At 61.0% G+C, this 23,480-nt stretch carries 21 protein-coding genes; 11 read left to right on the top strand and 10 right to left on the bottom strand.

Going from position 1 to position 23,480, the window contains the following annotated elements:
- Nucleotides 1-37: 37 nt before the first annotated feature.
- The gene (locus AC3ISG_RS15685) at nucleotides 38-1,501 is read left to right on the top strand and encodes a glyceraldehyde-3-phosphate dehydrogenase (RefSeq protein WP_122538023.1); all 1,464 of its coding nucleotides are present in this window, start codon (nucleotides 38-40) and stop codon (nucleotides 1,499-1,501) included.
- A 769-nt stretch (nucleotides 1,502-2,270) separates the two neighbouring features.
- Here AC3ISG_RS15685 and AC3ISG_RS15680 read toward each other — a convergent pair.
- The gene (locus tag AC3ISG_RS15680; RefSeq protein ID WP_122538025.1) at nucleotides 2,271-3,563 is read right to left on the bottom strand and encodes an MFS transporter; all 1,293 of its coding nucleotides are present in this window, start codon (nucleotides 3,561-3,563) and stop codon (nucleotides 2,271-2,273) included.
- Between the two features lie 297 nt (nucleotides 3,564-3,860).
- On the opposite strand from AC3ISG_RS15680, the gene AC3ISG_RS15675 reads away from it, so the two are divergent.
- Nucleotides 3,861-8,438: a dermonecrotic toxin domain-containing protein gene (locus AC3ISG_RS15675; protein ID WP_489297381.1), complete on the top strand. Its 4,578-nt coding sequence runs from the start codon at nucleotides 3,861-3,863 to the stop codon at nucleotides 8,436-8,438.
- Nucleotides 8,439-8,724: 286 nt separating this feature from the next.
- Complete coding sequence (gene sthA / locus AC3ISG_RS15670; protein ID WP_122538030.1) at nucleotides 8,725-10,119, top strand: Si-specific NAD(P)(+) transhydrogenase; 1,395 nt, start codon at nucleotides 8,725-8,727, stop codon at nucleotides 10,117-10,119.
- Nucleotides 10,120-10,161: 42 nt separating this feature from the next.
- Here the strand turns inward: sthA and AC3ISG_RS15665 are convergent, their stop codons facing one another.
- Nucleotides 10,162-10,884 (bottom strand): glycerophosphodiester phosphodiesterase, encoded by a 723-nt coding sequence (locus AC3ISG_RS15665; protein ID WP_122538031.1) that lies wholly within the window; start codon nucleotides 10,882-10,884, stop codon nucleotides 10,162-10,164.
- Nucleotides 10,885-10,944: 60 nt separating this feature from the next.
- On the bottom strand, nucleotides 10,945-11,538 hold the full coding sequence (locus tag AC3ISG_RS15660) for a PilZ domain-containing protein (RefSeq protein ID WP_122538661.1): 594 nt from the start codon (nucleotides 11,536-11,538) through the stop codon (nucleotides 10,945-10,947).
- A 148-nt stretch (nucleotides 11,539-11,686) separates the two neighbouring features.
- Between AC3ISG_RS15660 and AC3ISG_RS15655 the strand changes: the two genes are divergently transcribed.
- The 5 genes from AC3ISG_RS15655 to queF all read left to right on the top strand — a co-directional run bounded on the left by AC3ISG_RS15655 (nucleotide 11,687) and on the right by queF (nucleotide 15,984).
- Nucleotides 11,687-12,937, top strand: a complete 1,251-nt coding sequence (locus AC3ISG_RS15655) for a lipoprotein-releasing ABC transporter permease subunit (RefSeq protein ID WP_122538033.1) — start codon at nucleotides 11,687-11,689, stop codon at nucleotides 12,935-12,937.
- Nucleotides 12,938-12,944: 7 nt separating this feature from the next.
- Nucleotides 12,945-13,628 carry a lipoprotein-releasing ABC transporter ATP-binding protein LolD gene (gene lolD, locus AC3ISG_RS15650; protein ID WP_163022143.1) on the top strand — a complete coding sequence of 228 codons (684 nt, stop codon included), beginning with the start codon at nucleotides 12,945-12,947 and terminating at the stop codon, nucleotides 13,626-13,628.
- Between the two features lie 68 nt (nucleotides 13,629-13,696).
- On the top strand, nucleotides 13,697-14,941 hold the full coding sequence (locus AC3ISG_RS15645; protein WP_122538037.1) for a lipoprotein-releasing ABC transporter permease subunit: 1,245 nt from the start codon (nucleotides 13,697-13,699) through the stop codon (nucleotides 14,939-14,941).
- Between the two features lie 3 nt (nucleotides 14,942-14,944).
- On the top strand, nucleotides 14,945-15,073 hold the full coding sequence (locus AC3ISG_RS15640; protein WP_489297380.1) for a hypothetical protein: 129 nt from the start codon (nucleotides 14,945-14,947) through the stop codon (nucleotides 15,071-15,073).
- 80 nt (nucleotides 15,074-15,153) lie between these two features.
- The gene (queF, locus tag AC3ISG_RS15635; protein ID WP_122624660.1) at nucleotides 15,154-15,984 is read left to right on the top strand and encodes an NADPH-dependent 7-cyano-7-deazaguanine reductase QueF; all 831 of its coding nucleotides are present in this window, start codon (nucleotides 15,154-15,156) and stop codon (nucleotides 15,982-15,984) included.
- 148 nt (nucleotides 15,985-16,132) lie between these two features.
- Here the strand turns inward: queF and AC3ISG_RS15630 are convergent, their stop codons facing one another.
- Together AC3ISG_RS15630 and pcrP are read right to left on the bottom strand one after the other, a co-directional pair.
- Nucleotides 16,133-16,396 (bottom strand): DUF4404 family protein, encoded by a 264-nt coding sequence (locus AC3ISG_RS15630; protein ID WP_122538041.1) that lies wholly within the window; start codon nucleotides 16,394-16,396, stop codon nucleotides 16,133-16,135.
- Nucleotides 16,397-16,507: 111 nt separating this feature from the next.
- Nucleotides 16,508-17,143 (bottom strand): HAD superfamily inactivated hydrolase PcrP, encoded by a 636-nt coding sequence (gene pcrP / locus AC3ISG_RS15625; protein WP_489297379.1) that lies wholly within the window; start codon nucleotides 17,141-17,143, stop codon nucleotides 16,508-16,510.
- Nucleotides 17,144-17,344: 201 nt separating this feature from the next.
- Here pcrP and AC3ISG_RS15620 point away from each other — a divergent pair, with 201 nt between their 5' ends.
- Nucleotides 17,345-18,046 carry an MlaA family lipoprotein gene (locus AC3ISG_RS15620; protein WP_172611646.1) on the top strand — a complete coding sequence of 234 codons (702 nt, stop codon included), beginning with the start codon at nucleotides 17,345-17,347 and terminating at the stop codon, nucleotides 18,044-18,046.
- A gap of 98 nt (nucleotides 18,047-18,144) precedes the next feature.
- Here AC3ISG_RS15620 and AC3ISG_RS15615 read toward each other — a convergent pair whose 3' ends face one another.
- Nucleotides 18,145-18,444 carry a PilZ domain-containing protein gene (locus AC3ISG_RS15615; RefSeq protein WP_122538047.1) on the bottom strand — a complete coding sequence of 100 codons (300 nt, stop codon included), beginning with the start codon at nucleotides 18,442-18,444 and terminating at the stop codon, nucleotides 18,145-18,147.
- 265 nt (nucleotides 18,445-18,709) lie between these two features.
- Between AC3ISG_RS15615 and rssB the strand changes: the two genes are divergently transcribed.
- Entirely contained in the window at nucleotides 18,710-19,891 is a 1,182-nt protein-coding gene (rssB, locus tag AC3ISG_RS15610) for a two-component system response regulator RssB (protein ID WP_122538049.1), read from the top strand.
- The gene (gene rssC / locus AC3ISG_RS15605; protein ID WP_122538051.1) at nucleotides 19,891-20,373 is read left to right on the top strand and encodes an anti-sigma factor antagonist RssC; all 483 of its coding nucleotides are present in this window, start codon (nucleotides 19,891-19,893) and stop codon (nucleotides 20,371-20,373) included. The genes rssB and rssC overlap by 1 nt, the downstream gene beginning before the upstream one ends.
- 101 nt (nucleotides 20,374-20,474) lie before the next feature.
- On the opposite strand, the gene tal is transcribed toward rssC, so the two are convergent.
- The 4 genes from tal to AC3ISG_RS15585 form a co-directional block, all read right to left on the bottom strand.
- On the bottom strand, nucleotides 20,475-21,401 hold the full coding sequence (gene tal, locus AC3ISG_RS15600) for a transaldolase (protein WP_122538053.1): 927 nt from the start codon (nucleotides 21,399-21,401) through the stop codon (nucleotides 20,475-20,477).
- Between the two features lie 337 nt (nucleotides 21,402-21,738).
- Entirely contained in the window at nucleotides 21,739-22,047 is a 309-nt protein-coding gene (gene csgH / locus AC3ISG_RS15595) for a curli-like amyloid fiber formation chaperone CsgH (RefSeq protein ID WP_489297378.1), read from the bottom strand.
- A gap of 5 nt (nucleotides 22,048-22,052) precedes the next feature.
- Complete coding sequence (locus AC3ISG_RS15590; protein WP_489297377.1) at nucleotides 22,053-22,568, bottom strand: curlin-associated protein; 516 nt, start codon at nucleotides 22,566-22,568, stop codon at nucleotides 22,053-22,055.
- Nucleotides 22,552-23,454 (bottom strand): CsgG/HfaB family protein, encoded by a 903-nt coding sequence (locus tag AC3ISG_RS15585; protein WP_122538057.1) that lies wholly within the window; start codon nucleotides 23,452-23,454, stop codon nucleotides 22,552-22,554. Before AC3ISG_RS15585 ends, AC3ISG_RS15590 begins: the two co-directional genes overlap by 17 nt.
- Nucleotides 23,455-23,480: the final 26 nt, after the last annotated feature.

The raw sequence follows: 23,480 nt of genomic DNA, 5'->3' as shown, positions 1-23,480 counted from the left end.
GCCTGTGCATAATGTAGTCCCTTTTTTCAGCCCCTACATGTGGAAGGTTCCCGTGACTCAGAAGCCCGACCAGTGTCTTGGTGAATGGATCGATCGTGAAGCCCTCGCCGAGGCGATGATCCCGCTTATCGGTCAGCTCTACCGCAATAATAATGTGGTGAGTTCGATCTATGGCCGCAGCCTGATCAACCGTTCAGTCATCGCGATTCTCAAAGCACACCGCTTTGCGCGTCACCGCCAGGCCGACGCCAGCGAGTTGTCCGTACACGAGACGTTCCCCCTCGTCAAAGCCATGAGCGAGCTCAAACTGGGCGCCGCTTCGGTGGACCTGGGCAAGCTGGCGGTCAAGTACAAGGCCGAGGCCAATGGCCGCACCCCTGAAGAATTCATCCGCGAAGAAATGGCCGAAGTCATTGGCCAGCAGAATTCCGGCGAGCGCAAGGGCACTGACGTCGTCCTGTACGGCTTCGGTCGCATCGGTCGTCTGCTGGCACGCATCCTGATCGAAAAAACCGGTGGCGGCGACGGCCTGCGTCTGCGCGCCATCGTGGTCCGCAAGGGCGCTGAAAACGATCTGGTCAAGCGCGCAAGCCTGCTGCGCCGTGACTCGGTCCACGGTCCTTTCGACGGCACCATCACCATCGATGAAGCCAACAACACCATCTGCGCCAACGGCAACCTGATTCAGGTGATCTATGCCAAGAACCCGGCCGAGGTGGATTACACCCAATACGGTATCAAGGACGCGCTGCTGGTCGACAACACCGGCGTATGGCGTGACGCCGACGGCTTGGGCCAGCACCTGCAATGCCCGGGTATCGATCGCGTGGTCCTGACCGCACCGGGCAAGGGCAAGCTGAAGAACATCGTGCACGGCATCAACCACCAGCAGATCACCGCCGATGACAAGATCATCTCCGCGGCATCCTGCACCACCAACGCCATCGTGCCGGTGCTCAAGGCAGTCAACGACAAGTTCGGCATCGTCAACGGTCACGTTGAAACGGTTCACTCGTACACCAACGACCAGAACCTGATCGACAACTTCCACAAGGGCGATCGCCGTGGCCGCAGCGCCGCGCTGAACATGGTCATCACCGAAACCGGCGCTGCCACCGCTGCAGCGAAGGCGCTGCCTGAGTTGGCTGGCAAGCTGACCGGCAACGCGATCCGCGTTCCAACGCCAAACGTTTCGATGGCCATCCTCAACCTGAACCTGGGCACGGCCACCACCCGCGAAGAGATGAACGAGTACCTGCGCCACACCGCGCTGTATTCCGATCTGCACAAACAGATCGACTTCGTGAACTCCCTGGAAGTGGTCTCCACCGACTTCGTCGGCTCGCGTTACGCCGGCGTCGTTGATGCCGAAGCGACTATCGCCATGGATAACCGCGTTGTGCTGTACGTCTGGTACGACAACGAGTTTGGCTACAGCTGCCAGGTGGTCCGCGTGATGGAAGAAATGACCGGGGTCAACCCGCCGGCTTTCCCGAAGTAGGTTGAAAGCAGCGGTAAGCGGTAAGCCTCAAGCTGCAAGCTGCAAGCTGAACTGCGAAGTAAAAAAACGCCCCGACTGGTTCGGGGCGTTTTCATGTGCGAGCAAGTCCAGCGAACCGGCCGAAATCTCAGGCGCCGCACGATCCTGTGGGAGCGAGCTTGCTCGCGAAGGCTTAGTGTCACTTGCCAGAAAAGTGGCTGGCTGTCCTGGCCTCTTCGTGAGCAAGCTCACTCCCACAGTTCCAGCGAACCGGCCGAAATCTCAGGCGCCGCACGATCCTGTGGGAGCGAGCTTGCTCGCGAAGGCTTAGTGTCACTTGCCAGAAAAGTGGCTGGCTGTCCTGGCCTCTTCGTGAGCAAGCTCACTCCCACAGTTCCAGCGAACCGGCCGAAATCTCAGGCGCCTCACGATCCTGTGGGAGCGAGCTTGCTCGCGAAGGCTTAGTGTCCCTCCCCAGAAAAGTGGCTGGCTGTCTTGGTCTCTTCGTGAGCAAGCTCACTCCCACAGTTCCAGCGAACCGGCCGAGATCTCAGGCGCCCCACGATCCTGTGGGAGCGAGCTTGCTCGCGAAGGCTTAGTGTCCCTCCCCAGAAAAGTAGCTGGCTGACCTGGCCTCTTCGTGAGCAAGCTCACTCCCACAGTTCCAGCGAACCGGCCGAAATCCCGAGGCGACCCACGTCATCTGGAAATAAAAACGCCCCGAATCAATCGGGGCGTTTTGTTTGCTTGAGCTTATGGCTTGAAGCTTGAAGCTTACTGCTCTCGGCGATCAGCCAACCGCTGTCACGCCTTGAATCCGCGTCTGACCCTTGCGGAACAGCACGAGCGTGGCGATCAGGCCCAGCACTGCAGCGCCGCTTAGCCAGATGCCCGGTGCGGCTTTGTTGTCCAGCACATGAATCAAGTACGTACAGGCCGCCGGCGTGAAACCGCCGAACGTCGCGGTCGCCAGGCTGTAAGCAAGGGAGAAGCCGGTGGTGCGCACTTCGACCGGCATGATTTCGGTCAGGGAAACCACCATTGCGCCGTTGTACGAGCCGTACAGGAAGGACAGCCACAGCTCGACCATCAGCAGGTTGCCGAAGCTCGGGTTGGCAGTCAGCCAGGACAGGGCAGGGTACGCCGTGATGATCGCCAGAATGGTCGCCGCCAGCAGCAGAGGCTTGCGGCCGATCCGGTCCGACAGTGCGCCCATCACCGGCAGCCAGATGAAGTTGGAAATACCCACGCAGACCGTGACCAGCAGGCTGTCCAGATCAGACAGGTGCAGCTCGTTTTTGCCGAACGTCGGGGTGTAAGCGGTAATCAGGTAAAACGATACGGTGGTCATGACCACCAGCGCCATGCCCGCGATGACCAGACCGAAGTTCTGACCGATTGACTTGACCACTTCGCCCAGGCTTGGGCGGTGGTGTTGGGCACGAGCTTCGAACTCGGGGGTTTCTTCCAGCGAACGGCGAATCACGAAGATCGCCGGAACGATCAGGCAGCCGATCAGGAACGGCACACGCCAGCCCCATTGACCCATGTCTTCCGGGCTCAGCCAGTGGTTCAGGCCGACACCCAAAAGACCGGCGAAAACCACTGCCGCCTGTTGGCTAGCCGACTGCCAGCTCACGAAGAAGCCCTTGCGGCCCGGCGTGGAAATCTCCGCCAGGTACACCGACACACCGCCCAGCTCAACCCCGGCCGAGAAGCCTTGCAGCAGACGCCCGATCAGCACCAGCAGCGGCGCGGCGACGCCCAAGGTCGCGTAGCCCGGCACGCAGGCGATCAATACCGTACCCATGGCCATCATCGCCAAGGTAATGACCAGGCCTTTTTTCCGGCCGTGGTGGTCGATGTACGCGCCGAGGAAGATGGCACCCAGCGGGCGCATGAGGAAGCCGGCGCCGAAGGTGGCCAGCGACAGCATCAGCGATGCGAATTCACTGTCAGCGGGGAAAAAGGTTTTGGCGATAGCCGTGGCGTAGAAGCCATAGACCATGAAGTCAAACATTTCAAGGAAGTTGCCGCTGACAACGCGAAATATCGCCTTGCCTTTGCCTGGGGTCGAGGCCATCTGGAATTACTCACTTAAGCTGTCTAGCTGGGGGGATCCGTTGTATTTATGCGTCCTCTGCTGCGGCGCCCGAGCCTGGCCTCGCGTGCCGCAGATTTGTAACGATATGTGTAAAGCTGGCGGTTGGCAATCAGAACGCCCCGCCCATCGACCACGGACTTCCCGCTGCGCCCGCGTGAAAACAATATTTATGTATCCCATCGGTGCGCTCATTCCCGGTTTAACTCCTCGCAAATTCTCTCAGTGCCTGACAGGCCCCTGAGCGATCCTCAATCCATTGCACGAGTTAACTGGCCAATGAGCTCAACCCTTCATCTGATCGCTGGGGTTTCCCTGCGACCTACGCTGCATGACGTTGCAATCAAGCAGCTGCGTTCCGCACTGCAACAACAATTCCCGAACCTTGAAATCGATCCCGAGATTTGCGTCATCACCCGAGCCGGTTCTGACGGCAGTCAGCGCGCGGAAACGCTGTTCAGAAATCTGCAACAGGTATTCCTGACGGGCAAGACGCCACGCTGGCGCTCCGGGGTCAACACGCTGATCATCGATCCCGCCGCTCAAGGCTCGACCCCGACCCCGATCGATTTTGATCAGTTGAACATTCTGGTGGATACGGTTGCTCTGGAGCTGAACGAGCAGTTTCAGCAGGCGCTGGTGGACTTCTGGGGTACGCCGGCGGCAGATGGACAAACCCCATGGGCGCGACTGTCTGACGCACTGAAGAAAGGCTACCTGCAAGCGTTGAACGACACCCCCGCGCTGCATGACAACGAGCGCGATTTCCTTCGTCCCATCGCTTATTTTCCCGACCAGACCCAGCGCAATTTCATGCTGAGTATCAACGAGGCCCATCCGCACCCTGTCATTCGCGCCTGCATCCCTGAGGCGGTGGACGCTTCGAATCCGCTATCAGTGCTGCCCGTGCTGGCGGCGACCGGTGTCTGGGGCGGCAAGGAGATGTTTTTCACTTGGCAGACGCCGGGTGTCATCGTCAGGCATGGTTCGCTGGCTGATCTGATAGCCAGCCTCGGTACGTCTCCATCAGCCACCCAAGCCGAGGCCTGGACGCTGCGCGAGGTTGAGGGTGACCTGTTCAATGCGCTGGCCCAGTCGATGCTGGCCCTCCAGCTGCAGCAGGTTGCTCGACTGGACCACGCCGACGCGGAGGATTTTGCCGAGCTCGATCGCCGTATGGCCGCTGCCACCGACATCACGCCTTTTCTGCTCCCCGTCGTTCCGGGCCTGGAAAGCCCCGAAACGCTTCCAGACTGGTTGCGCCAGGCCAGCGTCGCCGACCGCATGGATATCAGCCGTCGAATGATTGCGTTGGCGGGCGCTCCAGCGGGCGCAGAGAGCACGTTCAGCGAGGACATTCCGCCGTTGCTGGATTACGCCAGCCAGCAACTGCAGCGCGAAATGCTCGCCGATCACCCGGAGGCGGCGGATCTGCTGATCGCCGATCTGGACGTGGTTATCCGTAAAGTGGTTGCCGCCGCGATTCCCGGCGGTGGTCAGGTGTTCGCCTCGGGCCTGGTCGAACCGATACGCATGAGCCTCGCCGAGTTCGCCCTGGAAAACCTGTCCGGCGAGCCAGCCGGTGCGCTGCACATCGTGCACAGGGACGGCACCCCGGCGCCGGACTGGTTCAGCGCCGATTACCTGCGGCTGCTGGTGTGTCAGGTCGACATCGGGCGCCACTACCCGGCGCTGCTGAAACGGACGCTGCTGACTGACCCCGTAGAGTCCGCCAAGCGTCAGGCGGCGTACATCGACCAGCTTCGCGCTCAACTGCCACTGCAGGCGCTGGTGCTGAAAATGCGTAGCGAGGGGCATTTTTGTGACAGCGCCTATCAGCGTGTTGCCGCCCTTGTTCAGCCGCTGGAGCGGCGCCCTTCAGCGCTGCGCAACACGACCCTGCGTCCGCTGGCCTTCCGGGCCACGGTTGGGGCGCAGGCAGATGAAGTCACCAATATGTTTGTGATCAGTGATCGCGATACGTCCAGGGGGCCGGTGGTGCTGTACCGACCGTTTTCCGCTCAGTCGCTGGTCGAATTTGAATCCTGGGCAGCCCTGCGCGCGGCCATCGTCGAACCCGGTGAGCTTCAGGACGAAGTGCTGATCTGGATGGCCGACCATGCACGCCAGGTGTATGCCAATGGCGGGTTTGATCAGCCCCATGTCGTGCGCTTCGGCCAGGGTTCTGACTTCGCGCCCCTCGAAATCCCGTCGCCTGCGCAGCTGGTGGTCGATGAAGCAGTGGGTGATCCACTGATTGCGCTGTTCAGGGCCAACGCGTCCGCGCTGATCCAACTGGCGGAGAGGCAGTCCACCTCCAACGCCGAAAGCCGCTGGGCATTGCTCAAACGCGGCGGCTGGCTGGCGCTGGAGTCGGTCATGCCTTTCATTTCGGGCCCGGTCGGCCACGCGCTGTGGCTGGTGCAATTCCTGAGCGAAGCCCAAGGGGCGCTGGCCGCAGACGGCGCCGGCGGCGCACGGGAAAGCACGGAATCCATGGGCAATGTGCTGCTGACGGTGGCGATGCTGTTGTTGCACAGCTCGCTGGGCGAGGGTGCCCGATCCGGTCGCCAGCACGCTGCCCAGCTGGCGCGCCGCAGGCTGGCTGATCTGCTCAAGGCACCTTCGACGCCTTCGATCACCTCGACCCCGATCATCCCGGTCCCCGCGCCTGATCCTGTTGTCATGACGGTCAACCTCGAAAGCCGCCTGGACTTCACGTGGTCGCGACCCGATCTGAACCTGACCGCCCAGCAGACCCTTGCGCTACGGTCGTTCGAAATCCTCCCGCCGCCCGAGCTGCCTGAGCCTTCGAACGCCTTCGGCACGCAAGGTCTGTATGAGCGGGACGGCGCCTGGTATGCGCGCGTCGACAACGCCGTATTCATGGTTCGTGTCGGCGAGGGTGACGTGCAGATTGTTCATCCCCACAACCTCGAGCGCACCGGGCCCTGGCTGACGCGCGAGGGTAAGGTCTGGCGTCTGGACCTCGGTCTGCGGCTACGAGGCGGAGGCCCCAAGCGCAGCGCCCGGCAGCTGGCCCTGGAAAATGCTGCCCGGCTTAAACTCGTCAACGCCGAGAAGTCCGAGCTGCTCAAGCGCCAGAACGACCTGTACATCCGGATAGTGGAAAACGACAACCGTATCGATGCCATGCCGCTCGAACGGCACCATGAGGTCATTGCGCTGCTTGAGACAGACATCCGCGCGGTGATGGAAATCGTCGACCGCAGAAACGCGCTCGACCTGTCCCTGCGTCCTGCCGACCGCACCCCTGACAAAACCTATGCCAGGGACCTGCAAGGCATCGCCCGGCGGATCTGTCTGCTGGAGGGCGTGCTGCTTCGCGACATGCTGATTGTCGCCAGAGAAGAGGTGGCACGGATGCGCGCGGTGTCCGGTGGAATTGCCTCCGAAAATGTCGGGATCTACTTGGGGGTGTTCGAGAAGTCACTGGTGTTGCAGGAGAGCGGGGTGCACTGGGCGCTGATCAGAGAAGGGTTGTGGCAAAGGCTGCGGGAGGTGCCGAAAGTCGGTGAGGCCTACTGGCGCACGGAAGCGCTGGAATTTTACAACAGCCGGATGTACTCCCTTGTCGATTGGCGCGCCAGTCGAATGTGGTCGTCACTGGAATTGTGTTTGAGTGCCGAGAGCATTCTGGATGCCCGCAAAGCGGTGGCGCTGAAGCGTCTGCTCAATGATGACCCTCTGCATGCCGCGCTGACGTCTCAGGCGGAGTTGGAAAAACCGCACGATTACACCATTGCCGAACAGATCGATGTGCTCGAGAGCTCGCTCAGACAGTATGACCGGGCCTCGATCGTCGCCCTGGCTGCCCTCGAGAGCGAGCCTGAGGTGGTCAATACTTCGCACTTTCACCGCTTTTTCGAAGACCTGTCGGCGATTTCCGACCGTGCCGAGCACCGGCTTTCGGACCTGATACGCGAGAGCGAGGAGCCTGCCGAGACGCCTGCGGAATATATCCCGAGGCTCAAGCAGACACGCAAGCGGTTAATCAAGACTCGAGGTCAGCGCACGTTGATCGGCCGGCTGCGTGAAGGCGAGGAGCCTTCACTGGGTGAAGTCGTTGAGGTCAAGGCGGCCACCGGTGATCGGGTCGTTGGCGCGTACCACCAGCACGCGGAGGGGGAATGGGTCGAAATCGAGGAACAGCCACGCAAGCCGGTCAATCGCGACAGCATCGTCCCACTGGCAGAGCTCATGCGTCGAAGCCGCGCCCTGCTGGATCGTGTGGAGCCCGAGATTGCCAGCGCGGTGCGCCAGTCTCGCCGTGCCAATGAGCCCGAGGACATGGAAGACATCCTGGTGCAAAAGGCCGACAAATTAGGTGAGCTGGCGGAGAAGCTGCAGATTCACCTTGAAGATCCCGATGGGGGAGGCAGCAAGGGTGAATCCGTACAGACCTGGCTGGACGAGTTGCGCGCAGCCGAGCAGCGATTCCGCGAGCAGGGACGTCAGCTGCGTATCGAGATGATAAAGCGCCAGCCGCCGACCGCCAGCCGGGTCAGCTATCTGGATCGACAGCAGGAGGTGCACATCGCCCGGGTTGAGGGGCGGAAAAACATGTCGGGTGCCCGCCGCAATGACTTCGTGCAGGAATATGCGATCAGCGACAAGGATGACCACCTGCTGTGGTGGGCGCATTTTCACTACGCCAGCGAGGACGCGGCGGCGGATGCCTTCACCGCCGCGCACCTTAAACTCCCGGAACAGCGGCTGATGGGTTACAGGGCGATGCTCAAGGCGGCCAAGGACAACAAGGAAGTGGTGAGCATTTATCGCAGCGCCATCGGCAAGGAACTCGCGCAACGTCTGTTTCTGCATCTGGCCGAGTGAATGCCTGGGGCCGCCGTAGAGACAGATGCCTGGGCGTGCGATTTTTTTAGGAATCGTCACGCAAGGGATTTATCATCCGCAGCAATTCTCTAGTCGAGTGAGGTTTCCAGCACTCGACCTGCGGCATAGCAGAGAGGTCTGCCGAGGGACGCGACCAAGGGTTAATGGTCGTTTGCCCTCGGTGAGACTAGACTGCGCCGCGAGTTTCGATCCTTCATGCCGCCCGGGCGGCATGATTCAGCCGGAGACACCAGAGTGGTGTCTCGGCCAGTTCTGAGGAGTACGCATGGCTGTCTACAACTACGACGTGGTAGTGCTGGGTTCGGGCCCGGCGGGTGAGGGCGCGGCGATGAACGCTGCCAAGGCCGGGCGTAAGGTGGCAATGGTCGACAGTCGTCGGCAGGTCGGCGGCAACTGCACACACCTGGGCACGATCCCGTCGAAGGCCCTGCGTCACTCGGTTAAACAGATCATCCAGTTCAACACCAACCCGATGTTCCGCGCCATCGGCGAGCCACGCTGGTTCTCGTTCCCGGACGTTCTGAAGAACGCCGAGAAGGTCATCAACAAGCAAGTGGCGTCGCGCACCGGTTACTACGCGCGCAACCGTGTCGACGTCTTCTTCGGCACCGGCAGCTTCGCCGACGAGCGCAGCATTGACGTCGTGTGCAACACCGGCGTTGTGGAAAAACTGGTTGCCAACCAGATCATCATCGCCACCGGCTCGCGGCCTTATCGGCCCGCCGATATCGACTTTTCCCACAAGCGCATCTACGACAGCGACACCATCCTCAGCCTGGGTCACACCCCGCGCAAACTGATCATCTACGGTGCAGGCGTCATCGGCTGCGAATACGCGTCCATCTTCAGTGGCCTCGGCGTCGAGATCGAACTGATCGACAACCGTGACCAACTGCTGAGCTTCCTCGACTCGGAAATCTCTCAGGGCCTGAGCTATCACTTCAGCAACAACAACGTGATGGTTCGCCACAACGAGGAGTACGAGCGCGTTGAAGGGCTGGACAACGGTGTGATCCTGCACCTCAAGTCCGGCAAGAAGGTCAAGGCCGACGCCTTGCTGTGGTGTAACGGCCGTACCGGCAACACCGACAAGCTGGGTCTGGAAAACGTCGGCATCAAGGCCAACGGTCGCGGTCAGATCGATGTCGACGAAGCCTACCGCACCAGCCAGCCGAACATTTATGGTGCAGGCGACGTGATCGGCTGGCCGAGTCTGGCCAGTGCGGCCTATGACCAGGGTCGGTCGGCCTCGGGCAGCGCGGTGGACAACGGCGCGTGGCGCTTCGTCAACGACGTGCCGACCGGGATCTACACCATCCCCGAGATCAGCTCGATCGGTCAGAACGAGCATGACCTGACCGTGGCCAAAGTGCCGTACGAAGTGGGCAAGGCGTTTTTCAAGAGCATGGCCCGTGCGCAGATTTCCAACGAGCCGGTCGGCATGCTGAAGATCCTGTTTCACCGGGAAACGCTGCAGATTCTCGGCGTGCACTGCTTCGGCGACCAGGCATCGGAGATCGTGCACATCGGTCAGGCGATCATGAACCAGCCGGGCGAGGCGAACACCATCAAGTACTTCGTCAACACCACGTTCAACTACCCGACCATGGCCGAGGCCTATCGGGTAGCGGCATATGACGGCCTGAACCGGCTTTTTTGAGCGGCTCCGGCCGGTGGCCTGAGCCGGCCGGGGAGACCGATTTCAGTACTTCCCAAGGGTGGCGCTGGCCAAACCGGGAAAGTCTGTAATCAGGCTGTCAACGCCGAAGTCGGCGAGTCTGCGCATGAGCGCGGGCTCGTTGACTGTCCACACCGACACATGCAGCCCTTGGTTCTGGGCTTTCTTCAAGCGCTCGGGCGTGCACAGCGTCCAGTTCAGCGCGAGTATTTCGCAGCCATACCCTTGAGCCACTTTCAGCGGGTCAAGCCAGGCGTATTCCGCCACCAGCCCTCGCGAAATATCCGGTGTCAGCTCCAGCGCCGCGCGCAGCACTTCCCGGGAACTCGACGTGATCGTCACTTTATCCAACAGTCCGTGGCGCTGAGCCATTTCACGAATGGCCAGCACGGTGGTTGCCGCGCGGGTGCGTGACGCGCTTTTGACCTCAAGCTGCCAGTGATCGAAGGCGCATTTCTCGAACAGTTCTTCCAGTCGGGGAATGGGGCAGGGCTGCACCCAGCCGGGTCCGCCCTTGCGCGCGTCGTAGGTCATGAGATCGGCGGCGTCGTGCTCGACGACCTTGCCGCGGCGGTCGGTGGTGCGCTTGAGGGTCGGGTCATGGATCACCATCAGCTCGCCGTCGCGGGACAGGTGCAGATCCAGTTCGCAGCGTTTGACGCCGTGTTTGAGGCATTCCTGAAAGCTGGTCAGGGTGTTTTCCGGTGCTTCGCCCTTGGCGCCGCGGTGGCCGTAAATAATGGTCACAATCACTCCTTGGTACGCATGGCGCTGGAATAGGTCGGGCTGAAATAAGGGGTGCCGGGGTCAGGTTGGCTTGGTGTCGGGGTCTGCCTGCTCACGGGCCAGCCGCCGCTGCGCGGCTTGTCGTTGCAGGATGTGTCGGGCGAGCAATTGGCGCTGGGCGTCAGTGAGGTCGATCCACTCCGCGCCGACGTCAAAATCGCCGATGGTCAACGCATGACACTGCGTCACCCGGGCCCGCAGCATCATCCCCGACGCCTGGGGCATCAGCACCATCTTCACCGACAACAGGGTGCCGGGCTGGAAGGGTTGAGGGGTTTCGAATTGCAGGCCACCCTCGGACATGATCACGCGCTGCGGCGCGCCCAGCTTGCCCAGTGCGGTGTGCGCTACCACTTGGCCGAGCAAGTCGATGCGCTTGCTCATCGCTCGAAGGAAGCTGTTGGTAGTGCGGTCTCGATCATCCAGCTGGCGGAGCAGGTGCTGGGATTCAAACTCGGCGACGTGCAATTCGCTCAGCAGATCGAAGAGCGTGGACGTGTCGTGATGGCCAGGTTCCTCTCCCGTGCCAGGCTCGGCGATGCGGTTAATTTCCAGTGCGACGCTGTCCTCGATACGGTAGTATTCGCGGCGTTCTTCTTCATCTAGTGTCGGCATGGCGAACCCATGGTAGCGGCGGTTGTCAGAGTGATTGCTCAAAATCATAGCTCAGCTTTTCGAGCGTGATCCGGTGGTGATCCGAGTGTAAAGCCGCTTGCCCAGGCCCGCCACAAGGACGTTCCCATTCCTCCGAACAAGCCCCTAAATGTTCAGACCTCTTTTTGTATTCATCGGCACGCGCTACACCCGTGCAAAGCGCCGTAATCACTTTGTCTCCTTCATTTCCCTGACGTCGATGATCGGCCTCGCCCTGGGCGTCGTCGTGATGATCGTCGTGCTCTCGGTCATGAACGGCTTCGACCACGAGATGCGCACCCGCGTGCTGGGCATGGTGCCCCACGCTACCATCGAGTCCGGCGAGCCGATCAATGACTGGCAGGCCCTGGCCTCCCGGGTCAAACAGAACAAACAGGTCGAGGCCGTTGCGCCGTTCACTCAGATGCAAGGCCTGCTGACCAACAACGGCAATGTGCAGAAGATCCTGCTCAATGCCATCGACCCGGCGCAGGAGCGCAAGGTGTCGATCATCGACGGTTTCATGAAGCAGGGCAGCCTTGACGACCTGGTCGCGGGCGGCTTTGGCGTGGTGATCGGCGACAAGGCCGCGACCAAGCTCGGTGTCGGCATGGGCGACAAAGTCACGTTCGTGTCCCCCGAAGTCACCGTGACCCCTGCCGGCATGTTCCCGCGCATGAAGCGCTTTACCGTGGTCGGCATCTTTCATGTCGGCGCCGGCGAGCTGGACGGCTACCTGGGCGTCACCAATCTGCAGGACCTGGCGCGGCTGCACCGCTGGAAGCCGGATCAGGTGCAGGGCTTGCGTCTGAAATTCACCGATCTGTTCAAGGCGCCACGCACGGCGTACGACATCGCCCAGAACCTCGGCGAGCACCAGTATTACTCCCGCGACTGGACCCGCACTCACGGCAACCTGTATCAGGCGATCGGCATGGAGAAATCCATCATCGGCCTGTTGCTGTTGCTGATCGTGGCGGTCGCGGCGTTCAACATCATTTCCACGCTGGTGATGGTGGTCAACGACAAGCGCGGTGATATCGCCATTCTGCGTACCCTGGGCGCGACCCCGGGCCAGATCATGGCGATCTTCATGGTCCAGGGCACGGTCATCGGTGTGGTCGGGACGTTGATCGGCGCCGGTGTCGGCATTCTTGCGGCACTCAACGTCAGTTCGGCGATTTCGGCGCTGGAAGGTCTGATCGGTCACAAGTTTCTCAACGCGGATGTCTACTTCATTGACTATCTGCCTTCGCAATTGATGGCCCAGGACGTGCTGCTCGTATGCGGCGCGGCGCTGGTCCTGAGTTTTCTCGCCACCCTGTATCCAGCCTGGCGTGCTGCGCGCACCCAGCCGGCGGAGGCGCTACGTTATGAGTGAGTCGGGCATGAGTGATAAAGCTGTACTGAGCTGCCGCAACCTGGGCAAATCCTACGAGGAAGGTCCGGAATCCGTGGTCGTCCTCTCGGGCCTGCAACTGGAGTTGCACCCGGGCGAACGCGTAGCGATCGTCGGCAGCTCGGGCTCGGGCAAAAGTACCTTGCTCAACCTGCTTGGCGGCCTCGACACGCCCACTGAAGGCAGTGTCTGGCTGGCGGGCGAAGAGCTTTCGGCGCTCAACGAGAAGGCCCGCGGTCTGCTGCGCAACCGTGCCCTTGGCTTCGTCTATCAGTTCCACCACTTGCTGCCCGAGTTCACCGCGCTGGAAAACGTCTGCATGCCGTTGCTGATCGGCAAGACGCCGATTCCGGAGGCCCGTCAGCGGGCAACCGCGCTGCTGGAGCGGGTAGGGCTCAAGCATCGACTGGCGCACAAGCCGTCGGAGCTGTCCGGCGGCGAACGTCAACGGGTGGCGATCGCCCGCGCGCTGGTTAACCAGCCGGGTCTGGTCATGCTCGACGAGCCCACCGGCAACCTTGACTCTCACACGGCGCAAGGGATCCAGGACCTGATGCTCGAGCTGAGCACGTCGTCGCGCACTGCGTTTCTGGTGGTGACCCACGACATGACGCTGGCCCGGCAAATGGACCGCGTGTGGCGTCTTGAAGAAGGCCGTCTGGTCGAAGCCTGACCCGTACGACCGGTGTCTTCAGGGCATCGGCTTTTTACTTTTAGCTGCTTAGTTACGGTGCTCCACGAATGTTCAGACCGTTATCCATCTTTATCGGTACGCGCTACACGCGGGCCAAGCGTCGCAACCACTTCATCTCGTTCATTTCCATGACCTCGATGATCGGGCTGGCGCTGGGCGTGCTCGCGATGATCGTGGTGCTGTCCGTGATGAACGGTTTCCAGCAGGAAATGAGTTCGCGGATCCTCGGCATGGTCCCCCATGCGGTGATCTCTGGCGTCAAGCCGCTCGACGACTGGCAGCCGGCGGCCAGGGCATCGCTCAAAGACCCACAGGTCACGGCCGCCGTGCCATTCACTGAAATGGACGGCATGCTGTCGTATAAGGGCTCGATGCAGCCGATACAGATCAACGGCGTCGATCCGGCCCTGGAATCCAAAGTCTCCATCGTGACCCAGCACATCGTGCAGGGCCGCCTGCAGGACTTGAAGGCGGGCGAATTTGGTGTGGTGATCGGCGAAATCACCGCCCGGCGCTTTCGTCTGAACGTCGGCGATAAACTGACGCTGATCGTTCCGGAAATCAGCAGTGCCCCCGGTGGCATCACCCCGCGCCTGCAGCGCTTGACGGTGGTGGGCGTGTTCAAGGTCGGTGCCGAACTGGACGGTTCAATGGCGCTGGTCAACGTCGCCGATGCCGCCGTCATCCAGCGCTGGCAGCCCAATCAAGTGCAGGGCGTACGCCTGGCGCTGACGGATTTGTACGCCGCGCCGCAGGTTTCAACGGCCATTGCCGCCGGACTCGGTGCGGACTACAAAGCGGATGACTGGACCCACACGCAGGGCAGCCTGTTCAGCGCGATGAAGATGGAAAAGACCATGATCGGCCTTCTGCTGCTGATGATTGTCGCCGTGGCGGCGTTCAACATCATCGCCACGCTGATCATGGTGGTGAATGACAAGGGCGCCGACATCGCCATCCTGCGCACCATCGGCGCCACCCCGAGCCAGATCATGACCATCTTCATGGTGCAGGGCACCGTTATCGGCATCGTGGGCACCGTGATCGGCGGCGTACTGGGGGTGATCGCAGCGATCAACGTCAGTCAGATCGTCGGCTGGGTCGAGCGCGTAACAGGCCAGCACATTTTCACCTCGGACGTTTATTTCATCAGCAATCTTCCGTCGAAGCTCGAAGGCAGCGATGTGGCGCTGATCTGCAGTGCCGGCTTTATCCTCAGCTTTCTGGCAACGATCTACCCGGCTTACCGTGCCGCGCAGATCCAGCCGGCCCACGCCTTGCGTTACGAGTAGCAGATGGATCAGGGGCCGACGCGCTGTGGGGAGTACGGCTCGGAACACGGCACCGCGGCCATGAAGCACGATGATTCCACTAGCGGGCTGTGCGAGCCGGGCATGGTCGGCGAGGTGGCGATCAGTCAGTAAACGCTGAAAACCCTGCGCGAACCCGATAAACTTCGCGGCCTTGGTTTTAACAGCCGCTTTTTTCAGGTCCAGGTCCCGCCATGCATCCCGCAGCCGAACACTCGCCGCTGGGCAAGTCCAGCGAATACATCGCCACGTACACCCCGTCTCTGCTGTTCCCTATCCCACGCGCTGCCAAGTGGGCGGAACTGGGACTGACCGCCGAGACCTTGCCTTATCAGGGTGTCGATTTCTGGAATTGCTATGAGTTGTCCTGGCTGCTGCCGTCGGGCAAGCCGGTGGTGGCCATTGGTGAGTTCAGCATTGCGGCGGACTCGGCCAATATCATCGAATCCAAGTCGTTCAAGCTCTACCTGAACTCGCTCAATCAGACCGCCTTTGCGTCTGAAGCCGAGCTGATCGCCACACTGGAGAAGGACCTGTCGGCGGCGGCTGGCAAGCCGGTTGGCGTCCGCATTCGCAGCCTGAAGGACATCGAGGCCGAGGGAATTGTTTCGGTGCCGGGTGTGTGCGTCGATGACCTCGACGTGACTATTTCAAGCTACGACCGCCCTCAACCCGAACTGCTGCGCTGCGATGAGTCGCGAGTGGTGGACGATGCGCTGCACAGCCATCTGCTCAAATCCAACTGCCCGGTGACGAGCCAGCCGGACTGGGGCAGCGTGGCGGTTGAATACCGTGGCGCGGCGCTGGATCACGCCAGTTTTCTGGCCTACATCGTCAGCTTCCGCCAGCATTCTGATTTCCATGAGCAGTGCGTGGAACGCATCTTCATGGACCTGCAGCGTTTGCTGAAGCCGGAGAAGCTGACGGTGTATGCGCGTTACGTGCGCCGCGGCGGGCTGGACATCAACCCCTACCGCAGCACGGAAGCGCTGACCCTGGAAAACGGGCGTCTCGCGCGGCAGTAAGGCATTGCTGCCCCATCTGTAGGTGCCGGTCTGCAGGTGAGCCCGAATGTTCAGACGATAGGGGTCACTGACGCACTGCGTTAGCCGGCAAGCCGGCTTTCAGAATCGAGCCGGCTGCTTCAATGAGGTGGGCCAGCAGACGCCTGAATCAGATCCCCATGCTCCCCAGCGTTACCAGGACATTGCGCAGCGTACCGGCGATGGTCGGGTGATCGACCTCAAAACGCTCGACCGCCAGGTTGACGCCATCGGCAATGCTCGGGTCTTGGGAGACGGTCTCGAGTTCGATCTGCGCCTGGATTTGCTCCATGACCTCGGTCAGGTTCGAGCGATCCTCTGCGGTCAGATCAGGATTATGCTCCAGCTGCTGGTTCAGGCTGTCGAGTTGTAGTTGCAAGTCACTGACGGACATGGGGTCTTCCTTAATCTGATTGGTCTCACGATGGACCGCAATACGCAGGCAAAGGTCCTTTACCGCTCTAGACTAATCCACTCCAAGCCACTGTGCATGACCTCAGTCAGCTCAAGGCTTCTCCGACTTCTGCCGGCGCAGAGTGATATCCGCCAGGCACGACTCCAGCTCGCCCAAGTGATCAATGACTGAATGTGCGCCGGCCGCATACAGCTCGAGGGTGGCTCGGCCGCGACGGCGCTCGCGATCCAGATCGCTCAATGCCTCCCATTGCTCAGGCGACACACCGCACAGCGGGCCGCAAGACGCCAGCCCCACCGTCCACAGCCCTGCGTTGATGCCCGCCATGAGCAGACGCGGATCGCCGCTCACCAATACGCAGCCGTCCAGTTGCTTCACGCCAAGGGTCATCAGCGCTTGCCAGCACGCATCAGGTGCAGGCCAACGGTGGGTCGGCGCGGGAGTGGGCAGAATCAGATTGCTGAGCGGTGCCGCCAGCTGATCGGTAATCGAGGAGGGGTATTCATCGAGCCAGGCGCAGGGAATGCCGTGCTGTTTGAGATGCTTCAGGGCGTTGATTGCACCTGGCGCGAGCGTCGCGAATGGCTGGGCGTCCCGGGAAGCCAGTGACCTGCCATCGCTGCCCAGCAGCGTGCGCGCCTGGGCGCCGAAGTCGACAAGGCAACCGCTCAGTCCGAACAAAACGGCAGTGAACGACGGAGCAGCGACGGCGACCGGGGCGAGCATGGCATTCCCTCTCAAAGCCGTTGACGCTAAGGGATTGCCATGACAAATCGATGACCGAACGATGACAGTGGTTCCAGATGTTTAGGGCCCTACAAAACACCCACCATTTCAGCGACGTAAATAGTCACAGAACGCTTTATACTCCCGCCTTTGGTTTGGGGCGTAGCGCCCGCTTGATTACTTTGACTGGGAGTCTCAGCTATGCCCGAGAACGGTGCTGGCATTATCAATCGTCTGGTTCGAACGTGCGTGTGGGCCAGTCTGGCCGTGGCGCCGATGGCTGCTAATGCGGCGGACGAAGATCCGTGGGAAGGCGTCAACCGTGCGATTTTCCGTTTCAATGACACCGTCGACACCTACGCGCTGAAGCCCATCGCCCAGGGCTATGAGTTCATCACGCCGCAGTTCCTTGAAGACGGCATCCACAACATGTTCAAAAACGTCGGCGAAGTCACCAACCTTGCCAACGATGTGCTTCAGGTCAAACCTGAAGCCGCGGGCGTCGATACCGCACGCCTGATCTTCAATACCACCTTTGGCCTGCTGGGCTTCTTCGATGTCGGCACCAAGATGGGCCTGCAACGCAACGACGAAGATTTCGGCCAGACCCTCGGTCATTGGGGCGTTCCAAGCGGCCCGTTCGTGATGCTGCCGCTATTTGGTCCGAGCACCGTGCGTGACACATTCGCTAAATACCCGGACACCTACACCCAGCCTTGGCGTTACATCGATCACGTCCCGACGCGTAACACTGCGCTGGCCGTGAGCGTTGTCGACACCCGGGCCAGCCTGCTCTCAGCCGAAAAGCTGATCAATGGCGACAAGTACATCTTCATCCGCAACGCTTACCTGCAAAACCGCGAGTTCAAAGTCAAAGACGGCAAAGTCGTCGACGACTTCTGATCCCGCTGCGCTGGAAAGCGATGCAAAAAAAGGCGACCTGAGGGTCGCCTTTTTATTTTCGCTATTTTTCGAAAATGTGATGGAGTTCCGGACTGACGTCACTTCATCGCCAGGATCGTCAGCCCCAGTTTTTGCTCGCCGCCCTCGATGTCGGCAATCCACACCACCTCGGTGTCGGCCTCCAGGCCCTTGAGCGCGGCATGCTCGGAATCAATCGTGACGCTGATCTTGTCGCCCACCTGGAACGAGCGGGGCGCTTGTATCTGCATGCCAGAGCTGGATAAATCCACGCAGACGGCCGGGATAATCTGGCCGGCGTAGATCAGGCTGATGTCCGCATCGACCCGCATGCGAATGTAATCTCGTTTTTCTTCGTAATCGCGATCGAGCTGGCCCATGACGCATCCTTCGTTTTGATTGCTGATTTAACGGTTCTTATAACTCCGGGCGATTTGCGATGTAAAGACGCCGTTCGGCAGCGGGGCCGCGCTTGAAACGCCAGGCGGATGGGAGTACCGTCTGCGCCTTGAAGGGCAGCTCTGTCATGTGAAGCGTTTGACCAAAAGTCCGCTACCTGAGCCAGAGAGGCTAGAAGCGAATCCAGTACGCGGGCTGACTGCAACCAGCCGCCTACGCCAACCTAATCTGGCGCCGTTTGCCCACATGCAAAAAACCAGTGCCACGCTGCTGATCATCGATGACGACGAAGTCGTGCGCGCGAGTCTCGCGGCCTATTTGGAAGACAGCGGGTTCAGTGTTCTGCAAGCCGGTAATGGCCTGCAGGGTCTACAGACTTTCGAGCGGGAAAAGCCCGATCTGCTGATCTGCGACCTGCGCATGCCGCAGGTGGGCGGTCTCGAGCTGATCCGTCAGGTCACCAGTCTTGCGCCGGAAACGCCGGTCATCGTGGTGTCTGGCGCGGGTGTGATGAGTGATGCCGTCGAAGCACTGCGCCTTGGCGCTGCCGATTACCTGATCAAACCCCTCGAAGACCTTGCAGTGCTTGAGCATTCGGTCCGACGAGCGCTGGACCGGGCGCGCCTGCTCCACGAAAACCAGGAATACCGGCAGAAGCTGGAGACCGCCAACCGCGAGCTCGAGGCCAGCCTGCACTTGCTGCAGGAAGACCAGGACGCGGGCCGTCAGGTGCAGATGAACATGCTGCCCATCAGCCCCTGGGCCATCGACGCGTTCGAATTCGAACATGAGATCATCCCGTCGCTGTACCTGTCGGGCGATTTCGTTGATTATTTTCGGGTCGATGAGCGACGCGTCGCCTTTTACCTGGCGGACGTGTCCGGTCATGGCGCGTCGTCTGCGTTCATCACCGTGCTGTTGAAATTCATGACCACGCGCCTGCTGTTTGAATCCAAGCGAGGCGGCAGTCTGCCGGAGTTCAAGCCGTCAGATGTGCTGGGCCACATCAATCGCGGGCTGATCAGCTGCAAGCTGGGCAAGCACGTGACCATGGTGGGTGGCGTGATCGACGAGGTCACCGGGCAACTGACGTACAGCGTCGGCGGCCATTTGCCGCTGCCGGTGTTCTACACCCCGGGGGACACGCATTACCTTGAAGGCCGTGGTCTGCCTGTCGGGCTGTTCAATGAAGCGACTTACACGGATCACGTCATCGATCTGCCTGCGTCCTTTAGTCTCACCCTGCTGTCCGACGGCATTCTGGACCTTCTGCCAGGTGATACACTCAAAGAGAAAGAAGCCAACTTGCCCGAACTGGTCAAGGCGGCGGGGGGCAGCCTGGATGGTCTGCGCCAGACGTTTGGATTGGCCACGCTAGGGGAGATGCCGGATGATATCGCCTTGTTAGTGTTGAGCAGGAACCTTTAATGAGTACCGGTAGAATCCAGTTCGCCGAGCAAGACGGCACATTCGTCCTCAAGTTTGTGGGTGAAGTGCGTCTGACGCTGTGCTCGGCGTTGGATGCGACAATTGAGCGGATCTTCACCTCGATGAATTTCTCGACGGTGGTCATCGATCTGACCGAAACCCGCAGCATCGACAGCACAACCCTGGGTCTGCTGGCCAAGCTGTCGATCCTCTCGCGCCAGAAGGCCGGGTTGTTGCCGACGGTCGTCACCACCCATGAAGACATCACGCGGCTGCTGCAGTCCATGGGCTTCGATCAGGTCTTCAACATCGTCGGGCGTCCTGTTCCGCGTCCCGAGGCCTTGAGCGATCTGCCGACCCAGGATCAGTGCGAAGACGTGGTGAAGGCCAAGGTGCTTGAGGCCCACAAGATCCTCATGGGCTTGAACGACTCGAACCGCGAAGCCTTCCGTGACCTGGTCAACGCACTCGAGCACCAGTAGTAGCGTCAGCAATATCGCCAGTCACATGCTGCGGTCCTGAACCGAGGCATAAAAAAGGGCGGCCCCTGTGAGGAGGCCGCCCTTTTTACATGCCTGACGATTTAGGCTTTGGCCGACAGCATCTTTTCCAGTGCAACCTGGTCACGGGCGAACTGACGAATGCCTTCGGCCAGTTTCTCGGTGGCCATGGCGTCTTCGTTGGAAGCCCAGCGGAACTGGCTTTCGTTGAGAGTCACGCGCGGCTCGCCGCCATTGCCTGGCTTGAGTTTCTGCTCAAGTGTGCCGTTGTCTTCCGACAGCTTATGCAGCAGGTCAGGGCTGATGGTCAGACGGTCGCAGCCGGCCAGTTCTTCGATCTGGCTGAGGTTACGGAAGCTGGCGCCCATGACCACGGTCTTGTAGTCGTTAGCCTTGTAGTAGTTGTAGATGCGGGTCACCGACTGCACGCCCGGATCCTCGGCACCGACATAGTCTTTGCCTTCGGCTTTCTTGTACCAGTCGTAGATGCGGCCCACGAATGGCGAGATCAGAAAAACGCCGGCGTCGGCACAGGCCTGGGCCTGAGCGAAAGAGAACAGCAGGGTCAGGTTGCACTGAATGCCTTTCTTTTCCAGCACTTCAGCGGCCTTGATGCCTTCCCAGGTCGACGCCAGCTTGATCAGGATGCGGTCGCGGCCGATGCCGAAATCTTCGTACAAACCAACAATGCGGTCGGCGCGTTCGATGCAGGCCTGGGTGTCGAACGACAGGCGTGCGTCCACTTCAGTGGAAACGCGGCCCGGGACCACTTTCAGAATTTCACGGCCGATGGCGACGGCGAAACGGTCGCTGGCGACGTTGATGTCGTTGTTGCTGCCGGTGAACGCCTCTTTCAACCGGTCGCTGTTGCTGTCGCTGGAAGCGGCCTTGAGCAAGAGGGAAGGGTTGGTGGTGGCGTCGACGGGCTTGAGTTTTTCGATGGCAGCGAAATCGCCGGTGTCGGCAACGACGGTGGTGAATTGCTTGAGTTGTTCCAGCTTGGAAGTCATGAGCGTGCTCTGTCCTGTGGTTGTGCTGACATTACCCGAGCGCCGCCGGTCACTCAAGGGCGTCAACCGCGACACACGCACCGGTTTAGACGCCTGCGTTTGCGCAAACGGCGTGCCTGCGTGTCAGCCATGATCCGGGCGATGCGCGCTTTTTAAAAGAGCGGCGCGGGGGCATGGTCTGTCGGTTCCCGAGGAGGGCGGATACTCGATCCAGACTGGTTGGAGCCCGGACCGGCCGGGATGTTCCCGGGCGCTGACATCTTATCCGCCGACGGTCTGCGACGGCCCGCAGCCATGTGCCCGATACGTGAATCCGCGCGCAGTGGTGTGGCCACAATCAACGAGTGGGCGTCTCGCCGCAGTCGCTGTCGACTGATTTGATCAGCGTGGTCCGATCGAAGACTTCCAGATGAACCTGACACGTCGCCTCGGCCGTGAGGCTCAAGCTCACGCTGTTCGCCGCGACCCCGCTCTGCAGATCGCCCTGTTGGTCGATGGCCGACGTGCCCTGGGCGCTGGTCTGCCTGACGGTCATTCGGTAGTGCAGCGTCAGCGGCGCCGGATTCTCGAGGTGGGGGCGGATCACCACCGTCGAGCCGCTGCGCTGGGCGTCAACCGTCACAACGAGCTGCGTGAAGTCCATCATCGTGATCACCGTTGGGTCGCGCTGGCTTTCATGTTGTCGCCGAACTGTTTGATGGACACGGCACCGCCGAATCCGGCCTGGGTGACGCTGGCCTGATTAGCCTGACCGTATTGCCCGACGAAGGCCTGGTTGTAGGCGCCGGTCTGCACCACGCTCGCGGCGTTGTCAGTGCCGTGCTGCGTCACGCCGGTCTGGTTGTTGGTGCCCGATTGGCTGACCTGCGCGGTGTTCGCCGTGCCGTTCTGCTGCGCGGTGACCGCGTTGTTCACCCCGCTCTGGTTGACCACCGCCTGGTTGCGACTGCCGGTCTGACTCACGGCCTGATTCTGTCGCGCACCGCTTTGATCGACGCGCGCGTTGTTATAGGCGCCGATCTGCAAGATGGTAGCGACGCTGTTGCCGACAGTGATGTCCGCATAGCGTGCCTCGCGCACCAGATCCTGGGCCTGTGCCTGGGCAAGCGTGCCGGTGAGCAGCAGTGCGGCGGCGACCCAGGCGAATCCTTTAGCGTTGCGTTCCATTCTTTTCTCCTGTCGTAACAATGTCCTGGTCCGCCTCAGCCAGCGGCAAGGTGGTCATTTGTTCGTCGTAGCTCTGCAGGTAACTCTGCAGCAGCGGCTTGTTCAGGTCAGCGGGGTTTTTCAGGTTCCAGCTACCGTCCCGGGCGCCTTGCGCAATCATGTGGATCAGCGCCGTTTCGATGGCTTCGCGCACGCATTGCTGCACGGGTTCGTTGCGCGACACGCCGGTCTCGACCTCCAGCAGGTGCTTGAGGGAGACGAAGCGGAAGATGCCGAAATCGACCTGAATCGAGAATATGGTCTTGGTGGTCGTGATGCTCTGGATGATGTCACCGGTGCGGATGTCCACCGCCCTCAGGTTGACGGTCACCTGATCCTGGCGGTAAAGCTCGGATGGCCCGACACCGAGATAGCGAACGCCGATGCCGCCGGTGCGCACGTTGCTTTCGTAGGCGACGATGGCGCCTTCGATGATCATGTTCGCCGGCCGCAGCGCAGGCAGTTGCACCTGGGCCTGATCCTGGGGCTGTTCCAGTGCGCGGATGATCTTGCGTTCGGTGAGCAGGTCTTGAAGGTTTTCGCGCTCCACCGGCTTGAACCAGCGTGAGTCGCGCAGGGCGCTGATCAGCAGCGACGCGGCGCCTTGGGTCACCGAGGTGGAAAACGAGCTGTCGGGGGACGGTTTGTACTGCCCGGTCTGGTCCCGCAGGCCGTAGACCGCGACGCTGATGGGACCCGCGGGCGGCGGCAGGTGGGTCAGGTCACGCAGGCTCTGGGTGGCAGGCGACAACGTGGCCGGGGAAATGGTCGCCGCAGGGCGAGACGTGGTGCAGCCGGCAAGCAGCATGACGGCAGTGAACATCAACATGAGGGGACGGACGCGCATACTTTCTCTTCCCGCAAGAAAACCCC

This window comes from Pseudomonas sp. GL_135, assembly GCF_057834665.1.
The sequence above is the reverse complement of the archived record's forward strand: the minus strand, read 5'-3'. Positions and strand labels throughout refer to the sequence as shown.

What these genes read in the sequence shown, in the direction of transcription:
- rssC (WP_122538051.1), top strand. Translation starts at nt 19,891, where the DNA reads ATGAGTACCGGTAGAATCCAGTTCGCCGAGCAAGACGGCACATTCGTC.
- AC3ISG_RS15620 (WP_172611646.1), top strand. Translation starts at nt 17,345, where the DNA reads ATGCCCGAGAACGGTGCTGGCATTATCAATCGTCTGGTTCGAACGTGC.
- tal (WP_122538053.1), bottom strand. Translation starts at nt 21,401, where the DNA reads ATGACTTCCAAGCTGGAACAACTCAAGCAATTCACCACCGTCGTTGCC.
- AC3ISG_RS15585 (WP_122538057.1), bottom strand. Translation starts at nt 23,454, where the DNA reads ATGCGCGTCCGTCCCCTCATGTTGATGTTCACTGCCGTCATGCTGCTT.
- rssB (WP_122538049.1), top strand. Translation starts at nt 18,710, where the DNA reads ATGCAAAAAACCAGTGCCACGCTGCTGATCATCGATGACGACGAAGTC.
- csgH (WP_489297378.1), bottom strand. Translation starts at nt 22,047, where the DNA reads ATGATGGACTTCACGCAGCTCGTTGTGACGGTTGACGCCCAGCGCAGC.
- AC3ISG_RS15630 (WP_122538041.1), bottom strand. Translation starts at nt 16,396, where the DNA reads ATGTCCGTCAGTGACTTGCAACTACAACTCGACAGCCTGAACCAGCAG.
- AC3ISG_RS15640 (WP_489297380.1), top strand. Translation starts at nt 14,945, where the DNA reads ATGGATCAGGGGCCGACGCGCTGTGGGGAGTACGGCTCGGAACACGGC.
- AC3ISG_RS15590 (WP_489297377.1), bottom strand. Translation starts at nt 22,568, where the DNA reads ATGGAACGCAACGCTAAAGGATTCGCCTGGGTCGCCGCCGCACTGCTG.
- AC3ISG_RS15660 (WP_122538661.1), bottom strand. Translation starts at nt 11,538, where the DNA reads ATGCCGACACTAGATGAAGAAGAACGCCGCGAATACTACCGTATCGAG.
- AC3ISG_RS15675 (WP_489297381.1), top strand. Translation starts at nt 3,861, where the DNA reads ATGAGCTCAACCCTTCATCTGATCGCTGGGGTTTCCCTGCGACCTACG.
- lolD (WP_163022143.1), top strand. Translation starts at nt 12,945, where the DNA reads ATGAGTGATAAAGCTGTACTGAGCTGCCGCAACCTGGGCAAATCCTAC.
- queF (WP_122624660.1), top strand. Translation starts at nt 15,154, where the DNA reads ATGCATCCCGCAGCCGAACACTCGCCGCTGGGCAAGTCCAGCGAATAC.
- sthA (WP_122538030.1), top strand. Translation starts at nt 8,725, where the DNA reads ATGGCTGTCTACAACTACGACGTGGTAGTGCTGGGTTCGGGCCCGGCG.
- AC3ISG_RS15655 (WP_122538033.1), top strand. Translation starts at nt 11,687, where the DNA reads ATGTTCAGACCTCTTTTTGTATTCATCGGCACGCGCTACACCCGTGCA.
- AC3ISG_RS15680 (WP_122538025.1), bottom strand. Translation starts at nt 3,563, where the DNA reads ATGGCCTCGACCCCAGGCAAAGGCAAGGCGATATTTCGCGTTGTCAGC.
- pcrP (WP_489297379.1), bottom strand. Translation starts at nt 17,143, where the DNA reads ATGCTCGCCCCGGTCGCCGTCGCTGCTCCGTCGTTCACTGCCGTTTTG.
- AC3ISG_RS15685 (WP_122538023.1), top strand. Translation starts at nt 38, where the DNA reads ATGTGGAAGGTTCCCGTGACTCAGAAGCCCGACCAGTGTCTTGGTGAA.
- AC3ISG_RS15645 (WP_122538037.1), top strand. Translation starts at nt 13,697, where the DNA reads ATGTTCAGACCGTTATCCATCTTTATCGGTACGCGCTACACGCGGGCC.
- AC3ISG_RS15615 (WP_122538047.1), bottom strand. Translation starts at nt 18,444, where the DNA reads ATGGGCCAGCTCGATCGCGATTACGAAGAAAAACGAGATTACATTCGC.